This is a genomic window from Ensifer sp. SL37 (assembly GCF_026672675.1).
GTDB lineage: Bacteria > Pseudomonadota > Alphaproteobacteria > Rhizobiales > Rhizobiaceae > Ensifer > Ensifer adhaerens.
The window spans coordinates 720,290-739,425 of sequence record NZ_JAPPRN010000006.1; the positions used below are offsets into that span (position 1 = coordinate 720,290).

Annotated in this window: 19 protein-coding genes and 1 tRNA gene; 5 read left to right on the plus strand and 15 right to left on the minus strand. The window is 61.5% G+C overall.

Annotation, left to right across the window (positions count from 1 at the left end; translation table 11 throughout):
* Window positions 1-17 precede the first annotated feature (17 nt).
* From OVA00_RS15695 to OVA00_RS15730, 8 genes are all read right to left on the minus strand, one after another.
* Complete coding sequence (locus OVA00_RS15695; RefSeq protein WP_442780567.1) at window positions 18-1,148, minus strand: AI-2E family transporter; 1,131 nt, start codon at window positions 1,146-1,148, stop codon at window positions 18-20.
* A 137-nt stretch (window positions 1,149-1,285) separates the two neighbouring features.
* A complete protein-coding gene (locus OVA00_RS15700; RefSeq protein ID WP_089044705.1) occupies window positions 1,286-1,456 on the minus strand; it encodes a hypothetical protein in 171 nt (56 codons plus the stop codon).
* Between the two features lie 177 nt (window positions 1,457-1,633).
* Window positions 1,634-1,981: a RidA family protein gene (locus tag OVA00_RS15705; protein WP_060516475.1), complete on the minus strand. Its 348-nt coding sequence runs from the start codon at window positions 1,979-1,981 to the stop codon at window positions 1,634-1,636.
* Window positions 1,982-2,161: 180 nt separating this feature from the next.
* Window positions 2,162-2,992 (minus strand): ABC transporter ATP-binding protein, encoded by an 831-nt coding sequence (locus OVA00_RS15710; RefSeq protein ID WP_034800847.1) that lies wholly within the window; start codon window positions 2,990-2,992, stop codon window positions 2,162-2,164.
* Window positions 2,989-3,831, minus strand: coding sequence for an ABC transporter ATP-binding protein (locus OVA00_RS15715; RefSeq protein ID WP_268089297.1), 843 nt, complete (start codon window positions 3,829-3,831; stop codon window positions 2,989-2,991). The genes OVA00_RS15710 and OVA00_RS15715 overlap by 4 nt, the downstream gene beginning before the upstream one ends.
* A gap of 2 nt (window positions 3,832-3,833) precedes the next feature.
* A complete protein-coding gene (locus tag OVA00_RS15720) occupies window positions 3,834-4,742 on the minus strand; it encodes an ABC transporter permease subunit (RefSeq protein ID WP_034800846.1) in 909 nt (302 codons plus the stop codon).
* Between the two features lie 10 nt (window positions 4,743-4,752).
* Window positions 4,753-5,757, minus strand: coding sequence for an ABC transporter permease subunit (locus tag OVA00_RS15725; protein WP_034800844.1), 1,005 nt, complete (start codon window positions 5,755-5,757; stop codon window positions 4,753-4,755).
* Between the two features lie 204 nt (window positions 5,758-5,961).
* Window positions 5,962-7,557 carry an ABC transporter substrate-binding protein gene (locus OVA00_RS15730; RefSeq protein ID WP_034800843.1) on the minus strand — a complete coding sequence of 532 codons (1,596 nt, stop codon included), beginning with the start codon at window positions 7,555-7,557 and terminating at the stop codon, window positions 5,962-5,964.
* A 648-nt stretch (window positions 7,558-8,205) separates the two neighbouring features.
* Here OVA00_RS15730 and OVA00_RS15735 point away from each other — a divergent pair.
* Window positions 8,206-8,919 carry a helix-turn-helix transcriptional regulator gene (locus OVA00_RS15735; protein ID WP_060516477.1) on the plus strand — a complete coding sequence of 238 codons (714 nt, stop codon included), beginning with the start codon at window positions 8,206-8,208 and terminating at the stop codon, window positions 8,917-8,919.
* 76 nt (window positions 8,920-8,995) lie between these two features.
* Window positions 8,996-9,385, plus strand: coding sequence for a response regulator (locus tag OVA00_RS15740; RefSeq protein ID WP_034801387.1), 390 nt, complete (start codon window positions 8,996-8,998; stop codon window positions 9,383-9,385).
* A gap of 64 nt (window positions 9,386-9,449) precedes the next feature.
* On the opposite strand, the gene rirA is transcribed toward OVA00_RS15740, so the two are convergent.
* Entirely contained in the window at window positions 9,450-9,914 is a 465-nt protein-coding gene (gene rirA, locus OVA00_RS15745) for an iron-responsive transcriptional regulator RirA (protein WP_034801384.1), read from the minus strand.
* A 213-nt stretch (window positions 9,915-10,127) separates the two neighbouring features.
* Here rirA and OVA00_RS15750 point away from each other — a divergent pair, with 213 nt between their 5' ends.
* Window positions 10,128-11,147 (plus strand): Fe(3+) ABC transporter substrate-binding protein, encoded by a 1,020-nt coding sequence (locus OVA00_RS15750; protein ID WP_442780568.1) that lies wholly within the window; start codon window positions 10,128-10,130, stop codon window positions 11,145-11,147.
* 80 nt (window positions 11,148-11,227) lie between these two features.
* On the opposite strand, the gene OVA00_RS15755 is transcribed toward OVA00_RS15750, so the two are convergent.
* The 3 genes from OVA00_RS15755 to OVA00_RS15765 form a co-directional block, all read right to left on the minus strand.
* Complete coding sequence (locus OVA00_RS15755) at window positions 11,228-12,283, minus strand: M48 family metallopeptidase (protein WP_034800842.1); 1,056 nt, start codon at window positions 12,281-12,283, stop codon at window positions 11,228-11,230.
* Window positions 12,273-13,364, minus strand: coding sequence for a YjgN family protein (locus OVA00_RS15760; protein WP_051659565.1), 1,092 nt, complete (start codon window positions 13,362-13,364; stop codon window positions 12,273-12,275). Before OVA00_RS15760 ends, OVA00_RS15755 begins: the two co-directional genes overlap by 11 nt.
* Window positions 13,365-13,596: 232 nt before the next feature.
* Window positions 13,597-15,093, minus strand: coding sequence for a CoA-acylating methylmalonate-semialdehyde dehydrogenase (locus tag OVA00_RS15765; protein WP_034800841.1), 1,497 nt, complete (start codon window positions 15,091-15,093; stop codon window positions 13,597-13,599).
* 128 nt (window positions 15,094-15,221) lie between these two features.
* Here OVA00_RS15765 and OVA00_RS15770 point away from each other — a divergent pair, with 128 nt between their 5' ends.
* On the plus strand, window positions 15,222-16,103 hold the full coding sequence (locus OVA00_RS15770; protein ID WP_268089299.1) for a LysR family transcriptional regulator: 882 nt from the start codon (window positions 15,222-15,224) through the stop codon (window positions 16,101-16,103).
* 31 nt (window positions 16,104-16,134) lie between these two features.
* Here the strand turns inward: OVA00_RS15770 and OVA00_RS15775 are convergent, their stop codons facing one another.
* Window positions 16,135-17,898 (minus strand): adenylate/guanylate cyclase domain-containing protein, encoded by a 1,764-nt coding sequence (locus tag OVA00_RS15775; RefSeq protein ID WP_060601941.1) that lies wholly within the window; start codon window positions 17,896-17,898, stop codon window positions 16,135-16,137.
* Window positions 17,899-18,146: 248 nt separating this feature from the next.
* On the opposite strand from OVA00_RS15775, the gene OVA00_RS15780 reads away from it, so the two are divergent.
* Entirely contained in the window at window positions 18,147-18,347 is a 201-nt protein-coding gene (locus OVA00_RS15780) for a hypothetical protein (protein ID WP_089044699.1), read from the plus strand.
* A 49-nt stretch (window positions 18,348-18,396) separates the two neighbouring features.
* Here OVA00_RS15780 and OVA00_RS15785 read toward each other — a convergent pair.
* Both OVA00_RS15785 and OVA00_RS15790 read right to left on the minus strand, forming a co-directional pair.
* A tRNA-His gene (locus OVA00_RS15785) sits at window positions 18,397-18,473 on the minus strand.
* A gap of 189 nt (window positions 18,474-18,662) precedes the next feature.
* Entirely contained in the window at window positions 18,663-19,112 is a 450-nt protein-coding gene (locus OVA00_RS15790) for a phasin (protein ID WP_034800834.1), read from the minus strand.
* Window positions 19,113-19,136: the final 24 nt, after the last annotated feature.

Genomic DNA, 19,136 nt, shown 5'->3' on the forward strand with positions numbered 1-19,136 from the left:
CCGGGCAACACATCCCCTTATCCGGGCAGCTGACGTTCAGGCGGCTGGTCACTGATTTCCTCGACGATGGCGAGGACGATGAGAGAGAGCGGCAGCGCCAGCATGGCGCCGACCGCCCCCCACATCCAGGTCCAGAACACGATCGCCAGGAAGATCAAGAACGGGTTCACCTCAAGCTCGTTGCCGAGGATGGCCGGAATGGCAAGGTTTTCCATCGCAAGGTGAACGACGAAGAAGGCCACCGCCGGCGCCAATGCCAGCCACAGCACCTCGTGCGTCATCAGCCCCGCCACCAGCAGGCTCAGCGTCATCGCCGTGACGCCGAGATAGGGAATGAAGCTGGAGACGAAAGCGAACAGGCCCCACAGCGGCGCCATACCCAGACCCCCGACAAAAGCGATCACCGTCGCAACGAGACCGAGCGAGAAATAGATGACGCTGGCGATCGAGAAGTATCGCGCCAACGCATCCTCGATGCCGTTCATGATGCGAATGGCGCTAAGCCGCCGCTCACGGCTGCCAAAGGCAAGGATGACCGCCTTGCGCAGTTGCAACCGTCCGAGCAGAAACAGGCCGAGTGCTGCGAGAAAGATCAGTGTCTGCACCAAAGCGGGTGTCAGCCCGGCGGCGGTGGCGGCAAGCATCGGGCCGGCATTCTTCATGACGGTATCGGCAATCGCATCGTTGCCGACGCTGCGCGCGACGGCCAGACGCAGCCACTCGAACCGGTCAATGAACGGCATCACCCGCGCCACCACGCTTTCGGCAAGCTTCGGCGCCTCCGAGGCGAGCGCCGTCAACGGACCCAGGAGGGCATTGACGAGCCACGAGAGGCCGGTGACGAAAATGATCGCCAGCAGCAACCCTCCGAAAATCGGCGGCAGGCCATAACGCGCCAGTCCGTCGGCCGTCCGGCCGAGCACGACGCCGACGACGATTGCGAGCGTGATCGGCAGGAGGATCGTTTCCATGGCGTAGATGCCCGCGCATGCGGCAATGGCGAAGAGGCCGATAATACTCCAGGCGACCATCAGATCGATGCCGTCGCGCCGCGGGGCTGTCGATGGCGCCGCCGTCGCAACGGCAGCCTCTTCCTCGACGATCCACCGCGCACGCTTGCGCTGCTGGGCGGCACCCGCCCGACGCAGCGTATTCGCGATCATGCCTCGCCGTCCTTCAGTCAGGGCCGCGCGCGGTTCGTTCGCGTTTCCGGTCAACAGATCAGGCCGCCCTGCCTTTTGCTCCGGCCCGGCTTGCGGCACATCGCGTGAATGATCTTGCACGGTCAATGGTGTTCCGGCGGGAAGACATGCAGGGTCAGCGACAATAGGCCAAGCCCAAGGATGATGACGAGCAAGGTATGGGCGACACCTGCGGCGGTGTAGGGAAGAAGACCGAAACCGATCATGACGCCCGCCAGGAGAAGGACACAGACACGGGGCAGCCAGTAAAGCATAGACAGTCCTCCCAATCGTGGCGGCCGGTTTTGGCCTGCTTCTTCGGATTGGACACTTAACGTGCCGGTGCGCCGTTTGGTTCCGCGCAAGGGAACTGAAATGGGAACGAAAAACGCCGCCGGACGGCAGTCCGGCGGCGCAGGAATAAGAAGACGGGAAATCCCGTAGCGCAGGCCTTAGGCGGCAGCGGCGACGACGATGACTTCGACGAGGTATTCCGGGGTCGCGAGCTTGGCTTCGCCGGTGGCGCGAGCCGGGGTGTGGCCCTGCGGTGCCCAGGCGTCCCAGACCGAGTTCATCTTCGGGAAGTCTGCCATGTCGGCGAGCCAGATGGTGGCCGAGAGGATGCGGGTCTTGTCGGTGCCGGCGAGCGCCAGAAGACGGTCGACTTCGGCAAGCGCCTGCTTGGTCTGCGTCACGACATCGTCACCGGCGTTGCCGACCTGGCCGGCGAGGTAGACGGTGTTGTTGTAGACCACGGCCTGGCTCATACGGGGGCCGGTTTCGAAACGCTTGATTTCCATGAACGTGTTCCTGAGGTTGGGCCGAACGATCGGTCCGGCCAAAAAGCGGCTGCCCGCCGCCAAGAGGCGAGAAGTGAAGGCGGCGCGACACCTCTACACCATCAAGCCCCCAAGTCAAAGAAGCCGGGCATTGGCTGCCCGGCTTCTCTTGTTTCTTCAGCAAAAATCAGCAGCGGCGGGTCAGGCCGCCTGCTTCTTCTTGGCAAGGCGCGCCTTGATGCTCTCGACATCCGCACGCGGCGTCGCTGCAAACAGCGTCTTGGTGTAGCTGTGCTTCGGGTCGGCAAAGACCTCGTCGCGGCTGCCGTATTCGACCGCTTCGCCGAAATACATCACCATGACATCGTCAGCGATATAGCGCACGACAGAGAGGTCGTGGCTGATGAAGACGTAGGTGAGCTTCAGTTCGTCCTGAAGGTCGGCGAGCAGGTTCAGCACCTGTGCCTGGACCGACAGGTCGAGCGCCGACACCGGCTCGTCGAGCACCAGCAGCTTCGGGTTCAGCATCAACGCGCGCGCAATGGCGATACGCTGGCGCTGGCCGCCCGAAAACATGTGCGGATAGCGGTTGAAGTGCAGCTCGGTGAGGCCGACCTTCTTCAGCATCGTCATCGCCCGGTCGCGACGTTCGTCGGCCGGCGTGTCGGTGTTGATGACCAGCGGTTCCATCAGGATGTCGCCGATCTTCTGGCGCGGGTTGAGCGAGCCATAGGGGTTCTGGAAGACGATCTGCACCTTGCGGCGCATCTCCGGCGTCATGTCGCCTTTGGAGATATCGATCTTCTTGCCCTCGATCAGCAGCTCGCCGGAGGTCGCCGGGTCGATCAGGGTGAGGATGCGGCCCAGCGTGGACTTGCCGCAGCCGCTTTCGCCAACGATCGCCAGCGTCTTGCCCTGTTCGACGGAAAAGCTCACGCCTTTCAGCGCATGAACCGTCTTTGCCTTTTTGATGAGACCGCCGGGGATATGGTAGTCGCGCACCAGATTGCGCGCTTCGAGGATCACGCTCATTGGACCGCTCCTTCGTCGACGAAGAGTTCGGAAATCGTCGGCAGACGATCGCCGGTCGCGTTGTCAGGCAGCGCCGCCAGAAGTGCGCGCGTGTAGTTGCTCTTCGGGTTTTCGAAGAGCGTCAGCACGTCGGCCTCTTCCATCTTGCGGCCCTTGTACTGCACGACCACCCGGTCGGCAGTCTCGGCGACCACGCCCATGTTGTGCGTGATCATGATCAGGCCCATCTTGTGCTCGGCCTGCAGCCTCATCAGGAGGTCCAGGATCTGCTTCTGGATCGTCACGTCGAGCGCGGTGGTCGGCTCGTCGGCGATCAGGAGCTTCGGGTTGCAGGCGATCGCGATCGCGATCATCACGCGCTGGCACTGGCCGCCCGACATCTGGTGCGGATAGTGGCCGAGCCGCTCGGCCGGATCGGGAATGCCGACCGCCTCGAACAGTTCGATCGCGCGCTTGCGGCGACCGGCCTTGTCGAGGCCCATGTGGATGCGCAGCACTTCCTCGATCTGGAAGCCGACGGTGAAGCACGGGTTGAGGCTGGCGATCGGCTCCTGGAAGATCATGGCAATATCCTTGCCGACGATCTTGCGCCGTTCGTTTGCCGACATTCCGAGCAGGTCGCGGCCGTTGAAAGTGAGCTTGTCGGCGGTCACTTTCGCCGTCCAGGGCAGAAGCCCCATGGCGGCCAGCATCGACACGGACTTGCCCGAGCCGGACTCGCCAACGATCGCAAGCACTTCGCCTTCATGGACCTTCATCGACACGCCGTTAACGGCGCGGAAGGGACCGGAGGCCGTCTGGAATTCGACGACCAGGTTTTCGATTTCGAGAAGCGCCATGATCAGGACCTCTTCAGCTTGGGATCGAGCGCATCGCGCAGGCCGTCACCCATAAGGTTGATCGCCAGCACCGTGATCAGGATCGCGATACCCGGAAGGGTCACCACCCACCAGTGGCTGCTGATGAACTCGCGGGCTTCGGCGAGCATCGTGCCCCATTCCGGTGTCGGAGGCTGTGCGCCCATGCCGAGGAAGCCGAGGGCCGCAGCGTCAAGGATCGCGCTCGAGAAGGAGAGCGTCGCCTGGACGATCAGCGGCGCCATGCAGTTCGGCAGGATCGTCTTGAACATCAGACGGCCATGACCGGCGCCGGCCACCTTGGCGGCAACGACATAGTCACGGGTCTTTTCGCTCATGACGGCGGCACGCGTCAGGCGCACGAAGTGCGGCTGGAAGACGAGCGCGATGGCGATCATGGCGTTGACGAGGCCCGGGCCGAGGACGGCGACCAGCACGAGGGCGAGCAGCAGCGACGGGAAGGCCAGGATGATGTCCATCACGCGCATGATGACGGTATCGACCCAACCACGGAAGTAGCCGGCGATGACGCCAAGCGCGATACCGCCGACGAGCGACAGGGTCGTGACGATGACACCGACGAACAGCGAGAAGCGCGTGCCGTAGATCAGCCGGGACAGCATGTCGCGGCCGACGGCGTCGGTGCCGAGCAGGAAGCCGGCGCGGCCGCCCTCCTGCCATACCGGCGGTACCAACACCGCATCGCGGTACTGTGCCACCGGATCGTGCGGTGCGACCCACGGTGCGAAGACCGCGAGCAGAACGAGGAACACGAAGAACACGAGACCGATCACGGCGCCGCGGTTCTCGGAGAAGTAATACCAGAACTCGGCCAATCGCGCCCGGCGGGACGGATCGGTCGAAACGGTGCTTGTTGCAGCAGCTTGAGACATGACGCCCTCCTTAGTGCCGGATGCGCGGATTGATGAGACCGTAGAGCAGGTCGACGATGAGGTTGACCAGCATGATCACTGCGGCGATGACGAGCAGGCCGCCCTGGATGACGGCGTAGTCGCGACGCGACACCGAATCCACCATCCACTTGCCGATGCCCGGCCAGGAGAAGATCGTTTCGGTCAGGATCGCACCGGCGAGCATGACGCCCACCTGCAGGCCGATGGTGGTGACCACCGGGATCATCGCATTGCGCAGCGCATGGACGCCGACGACCCGGAAGGTCGAAAGGCCCTTGGCCCGTGCCGTTCGCACGTAGTCTTCGGAGAGAACTTCAAGCATCGCCGAGCGCGTCTGGCGAGCGATGACCGCAAGCGGAATGGTTCCAAGCACGATCGTCGGCAGGATCAGGTGGCTGACGGCCGACTTGAACGCGCCGGCCTGACCGGACAGGAGCGAGTCGATCAGCATGAATCCGGTTACCGGCGGGAAGAAGTACATCAGCGAGATGCGGCCGGAGACCGGCGTCCACTGCAGCATGCCGGAAACGAGCATGATGAGCAGCAGGCCCCACCAGAAGATCGGCATGGAGAAGCCGACGAGTGCCGTCCCCATCATCGCCTGGTCGACGGCCGAGCCGCGCTTGATCGCAGCAATCACGCCAGCCGGAATGCCGAGAATGACCGCAAACAGGATCGCACAGAGCGAAAGCTCGACGGTTGCCGGGAACAGTTCGAAGAACTGATCGATGACCGGCTTCTTGGTAACGATCGAGGTGCCGAAATCACCCTGGAGCACGCCCCAGAGATAATCGAGGTATTGCACCACGATCGGCCGGTCGAAGCCGAGTGCGTGTGAAATTTCCGCATGTCGCTCCGGCGACATGACGCGCTCGCCCGAAAGCAGCGCAACCGGATCGCCCGGAAGCAGGCGGATGAAGGAGAAGGCGATGATGGAGACGCCGACGAAGGTCGGTATCAGGACAGCCAATCGCCCCAAGAGAAATCGGAACATGTTAAACCCCGCGCCATGTTGCCGCGGCATTGTATCCCGCCGCTGGCACCACCGCATGCTTTCCCACTTAACGGCCAAGCATACAGCAAGTCGAAATGCCACAGCGACCTTTTGCTCTCCAGCCGGAACTCAGGGTCGCTATAGTGGATGCAAAGAGGGGCGCTTGCCCTTGGCAAACGCCCCCTTAAGGATCAGTTAACTAAATTACTCGGTGATGTCCACGCCGTCGAAGGCAAAATCACCAAGTGGGCTCTGAACGAAGCCCTCGACGTTCTTGCGCATCGGCACGACCGAGAGCGAGTGGTCGATCGTCGCCCACGGCGCTTCGCGCTTGAAGACGACCTGCGCCTCTTCGTAGAGCTTGGTGCGCTCTGCGGGGTCAGAGGTTTCCTTCGCCTTCTTCACGAGAGCATCGAATTCCTGGTTGCACCACTGTGCACGGTTGTTGCCGCCGACAGCGTTGCAGCCGAGAAGCGTGTCGAGGAAGTTGTCCGGGTCGCCGTTGTCGCCGGTCCAGCCCAGGATGACGGCACCGTCACGATCCTTGGCCTTGGACTTGTCGAGGTATTCGGCCCATTCGTAGGAGACGATCTCGACCTTGACGCCGATCTTGGCGAAGTCCGACTGCATCAGTTCAGCTGCGCGACGGGCGTTCAGCATGTACGGACGCGAAACCGGCATTGCCCAGAGCTTCATCGACAGGTCCTTGACGCCTGCGTCTTCAAGCATCTTCTTGGCGACTTCGGGCTCGTAGGTGTCGTCTTCGATCTTGTCGTTGTACGACCACATCGTCGGCGGGATCGGGTTGACGGCCGGCTGGGCAGCACCCTGGAAGACGGCATCGACGATCGCCTGCTTGTTGATCGCCTTGTTCAGCGCCTTGCGGACTTCCGGCTTGTCAAACGGAGCCTGGGTCGTGTTGTAGGCGAGGTAGGAGACGTTGAGGCCGGCCTGTTCCATGACCTTCAGGTTCGGGTCTGCCTTCATCTTCGAAACGTCGGCAGCATTCGGGAACGGCATCAGGTGGCATTCGCCAGCCTGGAGCTTCTGGAAGCGAACCGAAGCGTCAGACGTGATCGCGAAGACGAGGTCGTCGATCTTCTGCTTGCCACCCCAATAGTCCGGGTTTGCCTTGTAGCGGATGACGGCATCCTGCTGGTAGGCGACAAAAGCGAACGGACCGGTGCCGAGCGGCATCTGGTTCATCTGCTCCATCTTGCCGTCAGCCTGCAGCTTGTCGGCATATTCCTTCGACAGGATCGAGGCAAACGGCATCGCGATGTTGGCGAGGAACGGCGCTTCCTTGCGCGTCAGGGTGAACTTGACGGTCAGGTCGTCGACCTTCTCAACCGACTTGATGACTTCCGGGAAGCCCATGCCGGCTGCGTATTCCCACGAAGCGCCAGCAATGTACTTGTTCCACGGATTGTCAGCCTTCAGCTGGCGCTCGTAGGAGAACACCACGTCGTCGGCAGTGAAATCACGCGACGGCGTGAAGAATTCGGTGGTCTGGAACTTGACGCCCGGACGCAGCTTGAAGGTGTAGACCAGGCCGTCGTCGGAGATCGTCCAGCTTTCGGCGAGGCCCGGCTCAACTTCGGTCGTGCCCTTCTTGAACTCGAGCAGGCGGTTGTAAACCGTGTGCGCAGCCGCGTCGAAGGTCGTGCCGGCGGTGTACAGGCCCGGGTCAAAACCCTCTGGCGAACCTTCCGAGCAATAAACGAACGTCTTCGACCAGGCGGAGCCGGCCATCAGCGTGGCAAGCGCCGTCGCTGCAAACAGAGTAGTGAGCTTTTTCATGAGCTTTGCTTCCCAGATTTGTTTTTGTTCTCGTGTTTTCCTGACGCGGAATGCCGTTGCCCCCGGTCAAGGCCGGATGGAACGACATTTGGCGTCGCATTGCAATAAGTCGCCGCAGAAATTTGTCTATGCGAAAAATTCGTCCGCAGGTAGAGCCGGGATATTCGTCCACTGTTTTAGAATCGCCTGACAAAACAGTACACCGCGGCACCTAAAATCCACGACGTTCCGGCCGCTTCCACAGGGTCTGCAACCTCCCCCGCCAGCCCCTTGGGCGGCGCGATGCCACACCGGGGAAGCCACCTTGGTTCCGGAGTGAATACCCCTACGGAGAATGCCGTGATCATTGGCCGCACGAACACGCGATTCGGCCTCGACAGGTTTTCGTCAATCCCAAGATACTATGGTAGAAATCCCGACCGGGATTGTGCAATAAAATGTATACAAAACTCGGGGGAGATGTTCGACGTGCCCAGACGTCCTTGGGAGGGACCGGCAGCCACCTTTTACAGCTTTCAGTCGCTCGGTGGGCTTGCCGAGGGACGCGCATGACCCTGCCTGTCGGCAATACCGGCAACGCACTTTGCCGATTGATCGCTGCGGCTCGCGGGATAAACTGCCGCACGACGATAAGGGGATAGCCAGTCCGTGGCGGCTTTGCTGGAAAATCACAGGCGATACGACCTTCGCGACGAGCTAGAGAAGGCGCTCAACCGCGTCGATTTCTTCCGCATTTTTCATACCATGGCATTGCGCTACGGCTTCAGCCATTTCGGCATTCTGCAGCTCGGCAACGAGAACGACGCCTGCATGCTGTCCACCCGCCTAGTATTGCACGACCTGCCATCCGGGCTCGCGGAGGAATACGACAAGCGCCATCGCTTTGGCGACTCCGTGTTCTACAAGACGCTGCACCGCTCGGCGATCTCGTCGGTTTGGCGGGCGGACGACCCCGGCTGCGACGCCAGCCAGAACCTGCTGGTGCAGCTCGGTTTCGAACTGCTCGTCAGCGCGCCGGTGCACGCAGCCTCCACCGGCGCGCGCTACGCCGTGCTCTTTCTCGGAGACGGAGAGGATATCGGCCGGGCCGAGCATGTGGCGCTCGCCTATGACGCGATCGCCGCCTTCGACTATTTCTATCGCATCGCGCTTGCCAACAAGGCCGGGATGGGACTGACGCCGCGCGAAACCGAAATCCTCAAGTGGATCTCGCATGGCAAGACGGCAAGCGAGATTGCGCTCATCGTTTCGGTGTCGGAGCACACGGTGAACTCACACACCGCAACGATCCTGAAGAAACTCGACGTCGTCAATCGCACCCAGATGGTGGCGAAGGCAATCCGAGAGCAGATCATCCAGTAGCAGCCGATGCGTGGCCGCGTTTCGCACCGCCACGCCCAACGAACGGGACGCCCGCCATCAGCAAGGGTATTCGGTCATGACGCGAAAAGCACACATCCTGCTCGTTGACGACGACCCGGCAGAAAACCTGATCCTGCGCGCGCTCATCCGCAAGGTGAGCAGCATCGACATCGAGCTGCACTACTGCCAGACGATCGACGATGCGCTTGCATTCCTGCGCTCGGGCAAACCCGTATCGATGATCCTGCTCGACAACCGTCTGCGGCCGCAGCTCGATTTCCGCGAGACGGTCCCGGCCCTCCGGCATCAGGGCTATATCGGCCCGATCGGGGTAATCTCAGCATCGCTCGCCGATGCCTATTTTCAGAATCTGGAGGATTACGGCGCCGATTTCCGCATCGACAAGGCTGAAATCGACCCCACTGCGATCGACTTCATATTGCGGGAATATCTACCGCAAGAGTAACACCCGGCGGCACTTCAGCCGCCAGGTCATGCCGCACCATTTGCGCGGGCGTTGCTCGGAGATATCAGGCCGCCGAGGTCTGCGGACGCTTGGTTTCTTCCAGGCCGAGCAGGAAGTTGATCTGCGGGCGCGCCTTGACCAGGTCGTCAATCGTGTAGCCCTGCAGCACTTCGAAGAAGGCGTTCAGCGCCTTGCGGAGCGCCGAGTTCAGGCCGCAACTGTCGACGAGCGGGCATTCGATCTCGCCCGCCTCGAAGCATTCGGCCATCGCGAAACTGTCTTCCGTCACCTTGACGACGTCGAACAGCGTGATCGCCGAAGCGGGCTTCGGCAGGCGCACGCCGCCGTTACGGCCACGCACCGTTTCAACGAGGCCAGCCTTGGTCAACGGCTGCAAGATCTTGAAGAGAAACAACTCGGAAACACCATAAGCCCTGGCGATTTCGGGAATGCGGCTGAGCTTTTCCCCGTTGGCGGCGCAGTACATCAACATGCGAACCGCGTAGTTCGTTTGCTTCGTCAGACGCATCATTCACTCCGGCATCGAGAGGTTCACGAACTCATCATATAGGACGGATCGTAGTTTGGAACAATTCCAAAAAGCCAGAAAAGTCACTTCTTGTTGAGCGTTTACGGTTTCCTGATTGACTGTTTTCAGCGCTCCGGTCAGAAAGATGAGGAATTTTGTTAACTTAGCTCAAACAAGAAAATGGAGGAAGCGATGTCCGTTTCAAGAGCAGCGATGGGCGTTCTGTCCCTGACGGCAACCCTGCTGGCAACGAGCGCCGCCTGGGCCGATGGTGAAGTCAATATCTACTCGTACCGGCAGCCCGACCTGATCAAGCCGCTGCTCGACGCCTTCACCAAGGAAACCGGCATCACCACCAATGTGCTCTTCCTCGACAAGGGCCTCGTCGAGCGCATCCAGGCCGAAGGCGCCAACTCGCCGGCCGACGTGATCCTGACCGTCGACATCAGCCGCCTGACCGAAGCCAAGGATGCAGGCGTAACCCAGCCTGTCGTCAACGAGACGATCAACAAGGATATCCCGGCGCATTTCCGCGATCCTGAGGGCAACTGGTTCGGCCTCACCACCCGCGGCCGCGTCGTCTACGCATCCAAGGAGCGCATCGCCCAGGACGACATCACCTATGAAGAGCTTGCCGACCCCAAGTGGAAAGGCAAGATCTGCACCCGCGACGGCCAGCACTCCTATAACATCGGCCTCTTCGCTTCGATGATCGCCCACCATGGCGAAGCCGAGACCGAGAAGTGGCTGACCGGCCTCAAGAACAACCTCGCCAAGAAGCCTGACGGCGGCGACCGCGACCAGGCCAAGGCGATCCTGGCCGGCGAATGCGACCTGGCACTCGGCAACACCTACTATGTCGGTCTGATGATGACCAACGAGAAGGAGCCGGAACAGAAGGATTGGGCAGCGGCGATCAAGGTACTCTTCCCGAACGCCAAGGACCGCGGCACGCACGTCAACATTTCGGGCATGGCACTCGCCAAGAATTCCCCGAACAAGGACAACGCGCTGAAGCTGATGGAATTCCTGTCGGAAGGCGAAGCCCAGAAGATCTACGCCGAGCAGGTATTCGAATATCCGGTTCTGCCGGGCGCCGAGCCGTCTGACGTCGTGAAGTCCTTCGGCACGATCAAGCCGGACGAACTGCCGCTCGCCGACATCGCCGCAAACCGCAAGAAGGCTTCGGAACTGGTCGACAAGGTCGGCTACAACGACGGTCCGCAGGACTGATCAACAAGGCAATTGCTTGAATGCGAACAGCGGGCCACCGGCCCGCTGTTTTCGTTTCAACAAGCGAAATTCAAGGAGGCTCATTGCGCCTTGGCGCGCAACTCCGCGGCGTAGTCGAGGATCGCCTTGCGCCGCTCCGGCGTCCCTGGATGCGTTGAGAGAATGCTGGTGTCGCCGTGATCGTCTAGCTTCTTTTCAAGCAGGTCGAAGAAGCGCGCGGCCGCCGTCGGATCTCGCCCTGCCTTCTGCATCAGCTCGACCGAGTGTCGGTCGGCAGCAGTTTCCGCGCCGCGCGAATAGGAAAGCGACAAGAGACCAGCGCCCTGCACCAGGACGTCGTCCACGCCCGAACCGATATCGCCGCCGATCATCATGATGAGGCCGGCAACGCCGGCAGCACGGTAGATCTGCCGCAGACTATGTTCGAGCTCGACATGGCCGATCTCGTGCGCCAGCACGCCAACGATCATTTCGGTATCGTCCCCGGCAAGTTCGATGAGCTCGTCGGTGACGACCAGCGTGCCATCCGGAAGCGCAAACGCATTTGGTCCGACCACACCGCCCTTGCGGAAATTGAGCGTGTAACCGGCCTCGCCGCGGCCTGATCGGGCGGCGATTGCCTTGAAGCCGTCGCGGATCCTTTCCTGCCGCTCAATCGCCAGCTGCGTCTTGTCGAACAGTGTCTGATCCATCGTCTCCATCGTGCCCTTCGACATCATCTCCGGCACGATCGGCGGGGTCACGAGGACGGCGACCTCGACGAGCGCAGGAACCGCATAGCGATAGATGGCAACGCCGCACAGCACGGTGGCTGCGACGACGGCGATGAGACGTGGACGAAAACGCTCCCATTCGTGGATGTGGTTGACCCTGCCATTCAGCTTCAGAAAACGATCGACTGCCTCGTTGTCCGGCGTTTCGAACAACGAACCGTCTGCAAATTCGACGCGGCGCGGTATCGCCCCGACGCGGTCGGAAATATCGACACTTGCCAAGGTGCCACGGGCAAGTTCGGTGCTCGCATCGTCTACGGCCCTAAGGCTGCCCCCCTCTTCCAACAACCGCGAGGGCACCGACCGGCTGGAACCCGCCGGATGCCACTCGCCACGTGCGATCTCGATGCTGCTAGAAGCCAAAATCGAACCCTTCGAAATCCATGAATTCCGCTCCAACCGCCGACGCTTCCGCTTCGATTTCGCTCATTAGCGTTCCGACGGCGCCAAAGACGGTTACGCCCGTCAGGGTCCATTTGTAACGGGCCATGCGGACGGCCGCCCAAGGTCGCAGCAGGCCCAGCGTCAGGATGGTGACGACGAAGTTCGATATGGCGATCCACGTGTAGCGGCCCCGAGAAAGACCGCTGAGGAACCGATGTTTTCCGTCAAAAACCGTCGCCCCCCAAACGGCGTTGCGCACGGCTGCACTGTAGAACAACGCGATGACTGCGTAGAAAGACATGGACGCCACATATCCTGCGCCCAAGCCTACCCATCCCCACCTCGGATCGTTCAGCGATTGGAGCAAACTTGGCGATGCGCGAAGCGTTCCCATCAAGATCGCGAAGACAACAACGCCAAGAACCAGCGCAAGCCCCACACCCAGGAACATGCCGCGATAGAGCGGGCCGAACGGCGGGTTGGTCTCAAAGGCCCTGCCGCCAAAGCGCAGGTTCGATCCGACGTAGCGCCCAACCCATCGGCTTGCGAGCGGCGTCAGTAGGCCCAAGGTGATAATGGAAAGGAACCCGCCCAGAATGAACGCCTTGAAGGCACCGCCCATCGTGCCGACGAAGTCGAAGCGGACGTTGCGGTAGCTCGTCACCCGTGCGCTGAAGCGCAACCCGCGTGCGGCCAGCCAGGGAACGAAGAAGAGCGAAAGCAACAATAACGCGATGCCGACGATCGGAACGAATGTCAGCAGAAGATTGTAGAGGATCAGATAGCCGAAAACGATCACTCGCCCGATCAGGATCTGCTTGCCCTTGGCATGGTACTCGAAGGTACGGCCGAGCAGAACCGTGTTTCCGTAGAAGTATCGGTTGCGCCGGACTTTTGCCCAGGCGGAGTAAATGCCAAGCGTGACGATCGTCAAAAACACGTTGACGATCCAGATGCCGAAATATTCCTTGCCGCTCCCCATGAAAGAGAAACGGTGAAAATCGATCGACACGTCGCGTGTCGGCGCTGCTTGAAACGACGTCGCTTCAGCCACGACCATGATGGGCCCCTCCGTCCATCCTTTGTGCATCGGACGCGCCGCAAAGCGCTCCGGAGCACATGATCAAACACAAATCGTCTGGTGCGCCCCCGCCCGCCAGACTGCCGTTGGGGCAGCGGTGAATTCACGACCCATGCCCACGGTTCGCAAGTTAGTTGTGCCGTATCGCCGAATGCAACAAAAAAGGGCCTCCCGAAGGAGGCCCCGAGGCGGGAGGATCTTTATCCCGTTGTTACTTCATCGTCGGCATGACGAACTCGGCACCGTCCTTGATGCCCGAAGGCCAGCGCTCGGTGATGGTCTTGGTGCGGGTCCAGAACTTGATCGAGTCCGGGCCGTGCTGGTTGAGATCGCCGAAGGACGAGGACTTCCAGCCGCCGAAGGAGTGGTAGGCGAGCGGAACCGGGATCGGAACGTTGACGCCGACCATGCCGATGTTGATGCGCGAGGCGAAGTCGCGGGCCGCATCACCGTCGCGGGTGTAGATTGCGACGCCGTTGCCATACTCGTGCTTCATCGGCAGGTCGAGGGCTTCCTCGTAGGTCTTGGCGCGGACGACCGAGAGAACCGGTCCGAAGATTTCCGTCTTGTAGATGTCCATGTCCGGCGTGACGTTGTCGAACAGGCAGCCGCCGATGAAGTGGCCCTGCTCATAGCCCTGCAGCTTGAAATCGCGGCCGTCGACGACGAGCTTGGCGCCTTGCTCGACACCGCTGTCGATCAGGCTGCGGATGCGCTGTTCGGCTTCCTTGGTGACGACAGGGCCCATATCGGCCTTCTCGTCGGTGTAGGGGCCGATGCGCAAGCTTTCGACCATCGGGGTCAGCTTGCTGATCAGGCGGTTGGCGGTCTCTTCACCGACCGGGACGGCAACCGAGATCGCCATGCAGCGCTCGCCGGCCGAGCCGTAGCCGGCGCCCATCAGGGCGTTCGCGGCCTGGTCGAGATCGGCGTCGGGCATGATGATCATGTGGTTCTTGGCGCCACCGAAGCACTGGGCGCGCTTGCCGTTCATCGCCGCGGTGCCATAGACGTAGCGGGCGATCGGGGTCGAGCCGACGAAGGAAACGGCTGCGATATCCGGATGCGTCAGGATCGCGTCGACAGCCCCCTTGTCGCCGTTGACGACGTTGAGGATGCCTGCCGGCAGGCCGGCTTCGATCATCAGTTCGGCAAGGCGGATCGGAACGGACGGATCACGCTCGGACGGCTTCAGGATGAAAGCGTTGCCGCAGGCGATGGCCGGGGCGAACATCCACATCGGGATCATGGCCGGGAAGTTGAACGGGGTGATGCCGGCGCCGATGCCGACGGCCTGGCGGATCGAGTACATGTCGATGCCGGGACCGGCACCTTCGGTGAACTCGCTCTTCTGCAGATGCGGAATGCCGATGACGAATTCGCAGACTTCGAGGCCACGGATGAGGTCACCCTTGGCGTCTTCGATCGTCTTGCCATGCTCGCGCGACAGGATCTCGGCGAGCTCGTTCATGTTGGCGTTCAGAAGTTCGACGAACTTCATGAAGACGCGGGCGCGGCGCTGCGGGTTGGTGGCCGCCCACTTCGGCTGTGCTGCCTTCGCGCTTTCGACGGCTGCCGAAAGTTCCGCGTCGCTTGCCAGCGCCACGGTGCCCTGCACTTCGCCGGTTGCCGGGTTGAAGATGTTGCTGACGCGGCCGCTCTTGCCGGCGACGCGCTTGCCATCGATGAAATGACCGAGTTCGTACATGAATGGTTCCTCCAGATCTTGATTGTGGCGGCATGATCGCACTACGATTTCAACAAATCAATTTCCGATATTCAGCAACCGTTGTGCAAAAATTGAAGTCCAACGGTTTTGTATAGGATTGTCGCACTATGAATTGGGACGATGTCAGAATGTTTCTAGCCGTCGCGCGGACCGGACAGATCCTGGCCGCATCCAAGCGGCTCGGCGTCAATCATGCCACCCTCAGCCGTCGGGTGACTGCGCTGGAAGAGGCGATGAAGACACGGTTGCTCGTTCGTCGGCCGAACGGTTGCGAACTGACCGCCGAGGGCGAAATCTTCCTTGCGGCAGCCGAGCGCATGGAAACGGAAATGCTGGCGGCGCAATCGCAGATCGGCCGGATCGACACGGCGATCGCCGGCACGGTGCGCATCGGTGCACCCGACGGTTTCGGTGTTTCTTTCCTCGCGCCCCGGCTCGGCCGGCTGACGGCGCGCTACCCGGAATTGAAACTGCAGCTCGTGCCGGTCCCTCGGTCTTTCTCGCTGTCGCAGCGCGAGGCCGATATCGCGATCACCATCGAACGTCCGGAACAGGGGCGCCTCGTTTCCTCGAAACTCACCGACTATACGCTCGGCCTCTACGCCTCGGCGGACTATCTCGAAAAGCACGGCACGCCGCAGACGATCGACGATCTCCGGGAGCACCGCCGCATCGGTTACGTCGAGGACCTGATCTTCACGCCGTCGCTGAACTTCTCCGCCGAAATCATGCGCAGCTGGGATGCCTCGTTCGAGATATCGAGCGCGACGGGCCAGACGGAGGCAGTGCGTTCCAGCGCCGGCATCGGCATTCTGCACAATTACATTGCCCGCCATGCGCCGGAGTTGAAACGCATCCTGCCGGAAACGACCATCCGCCGCGCCTACTGGACCACCTATCACGAAAGCGCGCGCGATCTCGTGCGCGTTCGCACCGTCGTCGCCTTCCTGCAGGAACTGGTGACCGCGGAGCACCAGATCTTCACATGAAGCGCTCAAGCGCCTGACGTCGGCGCCGCACCTATAGCGAAATCCCGGCCTCCCGCAGTCCGTCGATCAGCCGCGGAATGACGGCCGGATCCTGGTAAGGCATCGCCCGCTTGAAGTGGTCGATGGAAAAGTCCGGATTGACCTCGAAGACCTCGTGCCAGTAGCGCCGCGCCTCCTCATGGCGTCCGGTGCGGCCATAAAGACAGGCGAGATAGAAGCGCGTCATGTCCGAACGCGGTGCCAAGGCCAGGCGCCGCTTGAAGGCAATCTCGGCTTCGTCGAAACGGCCGAGATTGAGCAGGGTCCGGCCGAGGAAATGCAGCGCCAGGTCGAACTGCGGATCGAGCCGGTGGGCGCGGGTATAGAAGGGCAAGGCCTCCTCGAACTGGCCCAGGAAATCTCTGATCGTGCCGAGCTGCGTGTGGCCGCCGGCGGAGTTCGGGTCGAGCTCGATCGTGCGTTGGGCGGCCCGCTCAGCCTCGTCGAAGCGGCGCTTCCAGCAGAGCGCAATCGCCAGCGCGTGGTGGCCGTGGGGTTCATGCTCGTCGGTCTCGACGGCCTTCTGTGCAAGCTTGAGAGCGCGCTCGATATTGTCGACGGTGCCACCGTTCCATCGGTTGATGTAGTCGGTCATGGCAATGATCGCGAGCGACGCATAGGCCGCGGCAAGCGCCGGGTCGATGGCGATCGCACGTTCGAGCATGCTGCGCGCCTCCGCAGACGATACCGCGTCGAACCGCAGGATCGCCTGACGCGACCGCACGAGCAGATCGTAGGCCTCCGGATCGACCTTGCCGCGCCCCTCGCGCCGCTCCGTTTCGCCGGCCGTCAGCTTCACCTTGAGCGCCGTCACGATGGTGCGCGTCACCTCGTCCTGAACCTCGAAAATATCCTCGATGCCGCGATCGTAGCGCTCGGCCCAGAGATGGCCCCCGGTGGTGCCGTCGATCATCTGAGCGTTGATGCGAATGCGGTTGGCGGCGCGGCGCACGCTGCCTTCCAGCACATAGCGAACGCCGAGGTCGCGGCTCACCTGGCGGATATCCGCCGACTTGCCCTTATAGGCGAAGGAGGAATTGCGGGCGATCACGAAGAGACCGGAGACCTTCGAGAGATCGGTGATGATGTCCTCGGTAATGCCGTCGGCGAAATAGCCCTGCTCCGGATCGCCGGACATATTGTCGAACGGCAGCACGGCGATCGACGGCCGGCTCGGAAGCTGCGGTGGCACCTCGGCGGCGACCTTGATGGGCGCGTCGGCATACTCGTCCGGCGACCAGCTCCAGATATGCACCGGCCGCTCGATGTTCTTGACCTCGTGATGGCCGCTGTCGACGAAAATGAGATCGATGCGGCCGTGCACATATTCGTGCACCCCGTCCGAAATCGCCACGCCGCCGGGCCTCGCAAGCGCCTCGATCCGGGCTGCGACATTGACGCCGTCGCCGTAGAGGTCGCTGTCGGCGACCATGATGTCGCCCATGTTGATGCCGACGCGCAGCACGATTTGCTGATCGTGGGGCACGTCCGCATTGGCGGAGATCATCGCCCGCTGCAAGGCAGCCGCACATTCGACCGCATTGACCGCGCTGGAAAACTCGACCAGCACGCCGTCGCCCGTTCGCTTGAACACCCGGCCCTGGTGGGTTTCGACGAGCGGTTCCAGCACTTCGCTCCAGCGCGCCATGAGCTGCGTATAGGTGGTTTTCTCGTCTCGCTCCATCAGCCGGCTATAGCCAACGACATCAGCAGCCAGGATGGCGGCAAGCCGCCGTGTGATGGATTCTTTGGCCATGGATTGCGACGCCTTACTGGGAATCCTCTTGGCGAAATTTTACCGGCGGATGAGCCCTATGTCCATTCGAACCGGATCCGCCCCGCGCCCAAGCGCTAGCCCGAATTGGGTATTGCCGCGACAGGAACCTGGCGCGGTATCCCGACGTTGCCTTCACAGGGAATTGAGCTGCTTGCTCAAGGCGATGGCTGCGAGCACGCCGGTCGCAATCGGCTCGCGCTCCCGTTTCGACAAAGGAGTGTGAAAGGATGCTTGTGTCCATACCGGGCCCGCCGATCCTGCCGGGTGAACTCACCAAGATCGACGATGTCTTCAAGGAAACACTAAGAGAGCGAGAGCTGTCGCGCCAGTCGGCAGAGGCAACGGCGCTCGCCGCCCGGCTGATCGAACTTTATCAGAATGGCGTACAGGACGTAGTGGCGCTCAGAGCCTTGGCCAAGCTGTTCTGACGAAGCAAGGCGCCCCGCAAATCGCTATACCGATCGTATAGAGAAGAAATGGTACGGTTGGTGGGAATCGAACCTACGACCTCAGGTGCCACAAACCTGCGCTCTAACCAACTGAGCTACAACCGCACATAAAGCGACATCAGTCGCTTGGCGGCTCACATACGGAGACTTCCGTCGCTTTGCAAGCCTTAACTTGAGATTATCCTGGAAAAAATCCGGATGGCAAGCCATCCGGATTCTTGGTTTTGGGCGCAGATGGCAGAATTCGGCGACAGCAGTCTGTCGCCATCGTTCAGCCGGCGCGGTCGGTTGACTTTAGACCTTCTTGAAGGACGACATCGCCTTTTCAGCGGCGTCCTTGCCCGGCTTGGTGACGTTTTCGGCAACCTTCTTGGTGGCTTCCTGCATCGACTTCGCCTGCTCGACCGCGAGTTCGGCCTGCTTGCGGACAAAGCTCGTCTGCAGTTCGACGAATTCCGACAGCGACTTCACGCCGAGCAGCGCTTCCATGTGAGACAGCGAGTTTTCGGCATTGGTGCGCAGTGCGTCGATGGCCTTGAGACCGAGTTCGACGGAGCCGGTCTGGGCGCTTTCGAGCGTTGCTTCAACGGTCTTCGTTGCCTCTTCGGCAGCGGTCTTCATCTTGGCATAGGCTTCCTTCGACTGGACGGCACCCTTTTCCGCGAAGTCGCGGAAGCTGTCGGTGAACTTCGCCGGGTCGAAAGAGGAAAGGGAAAATACGTCGTCGGTCTTCTTGGTAGCCATGAAAGCGCTCCTTGGTGTCTGGCC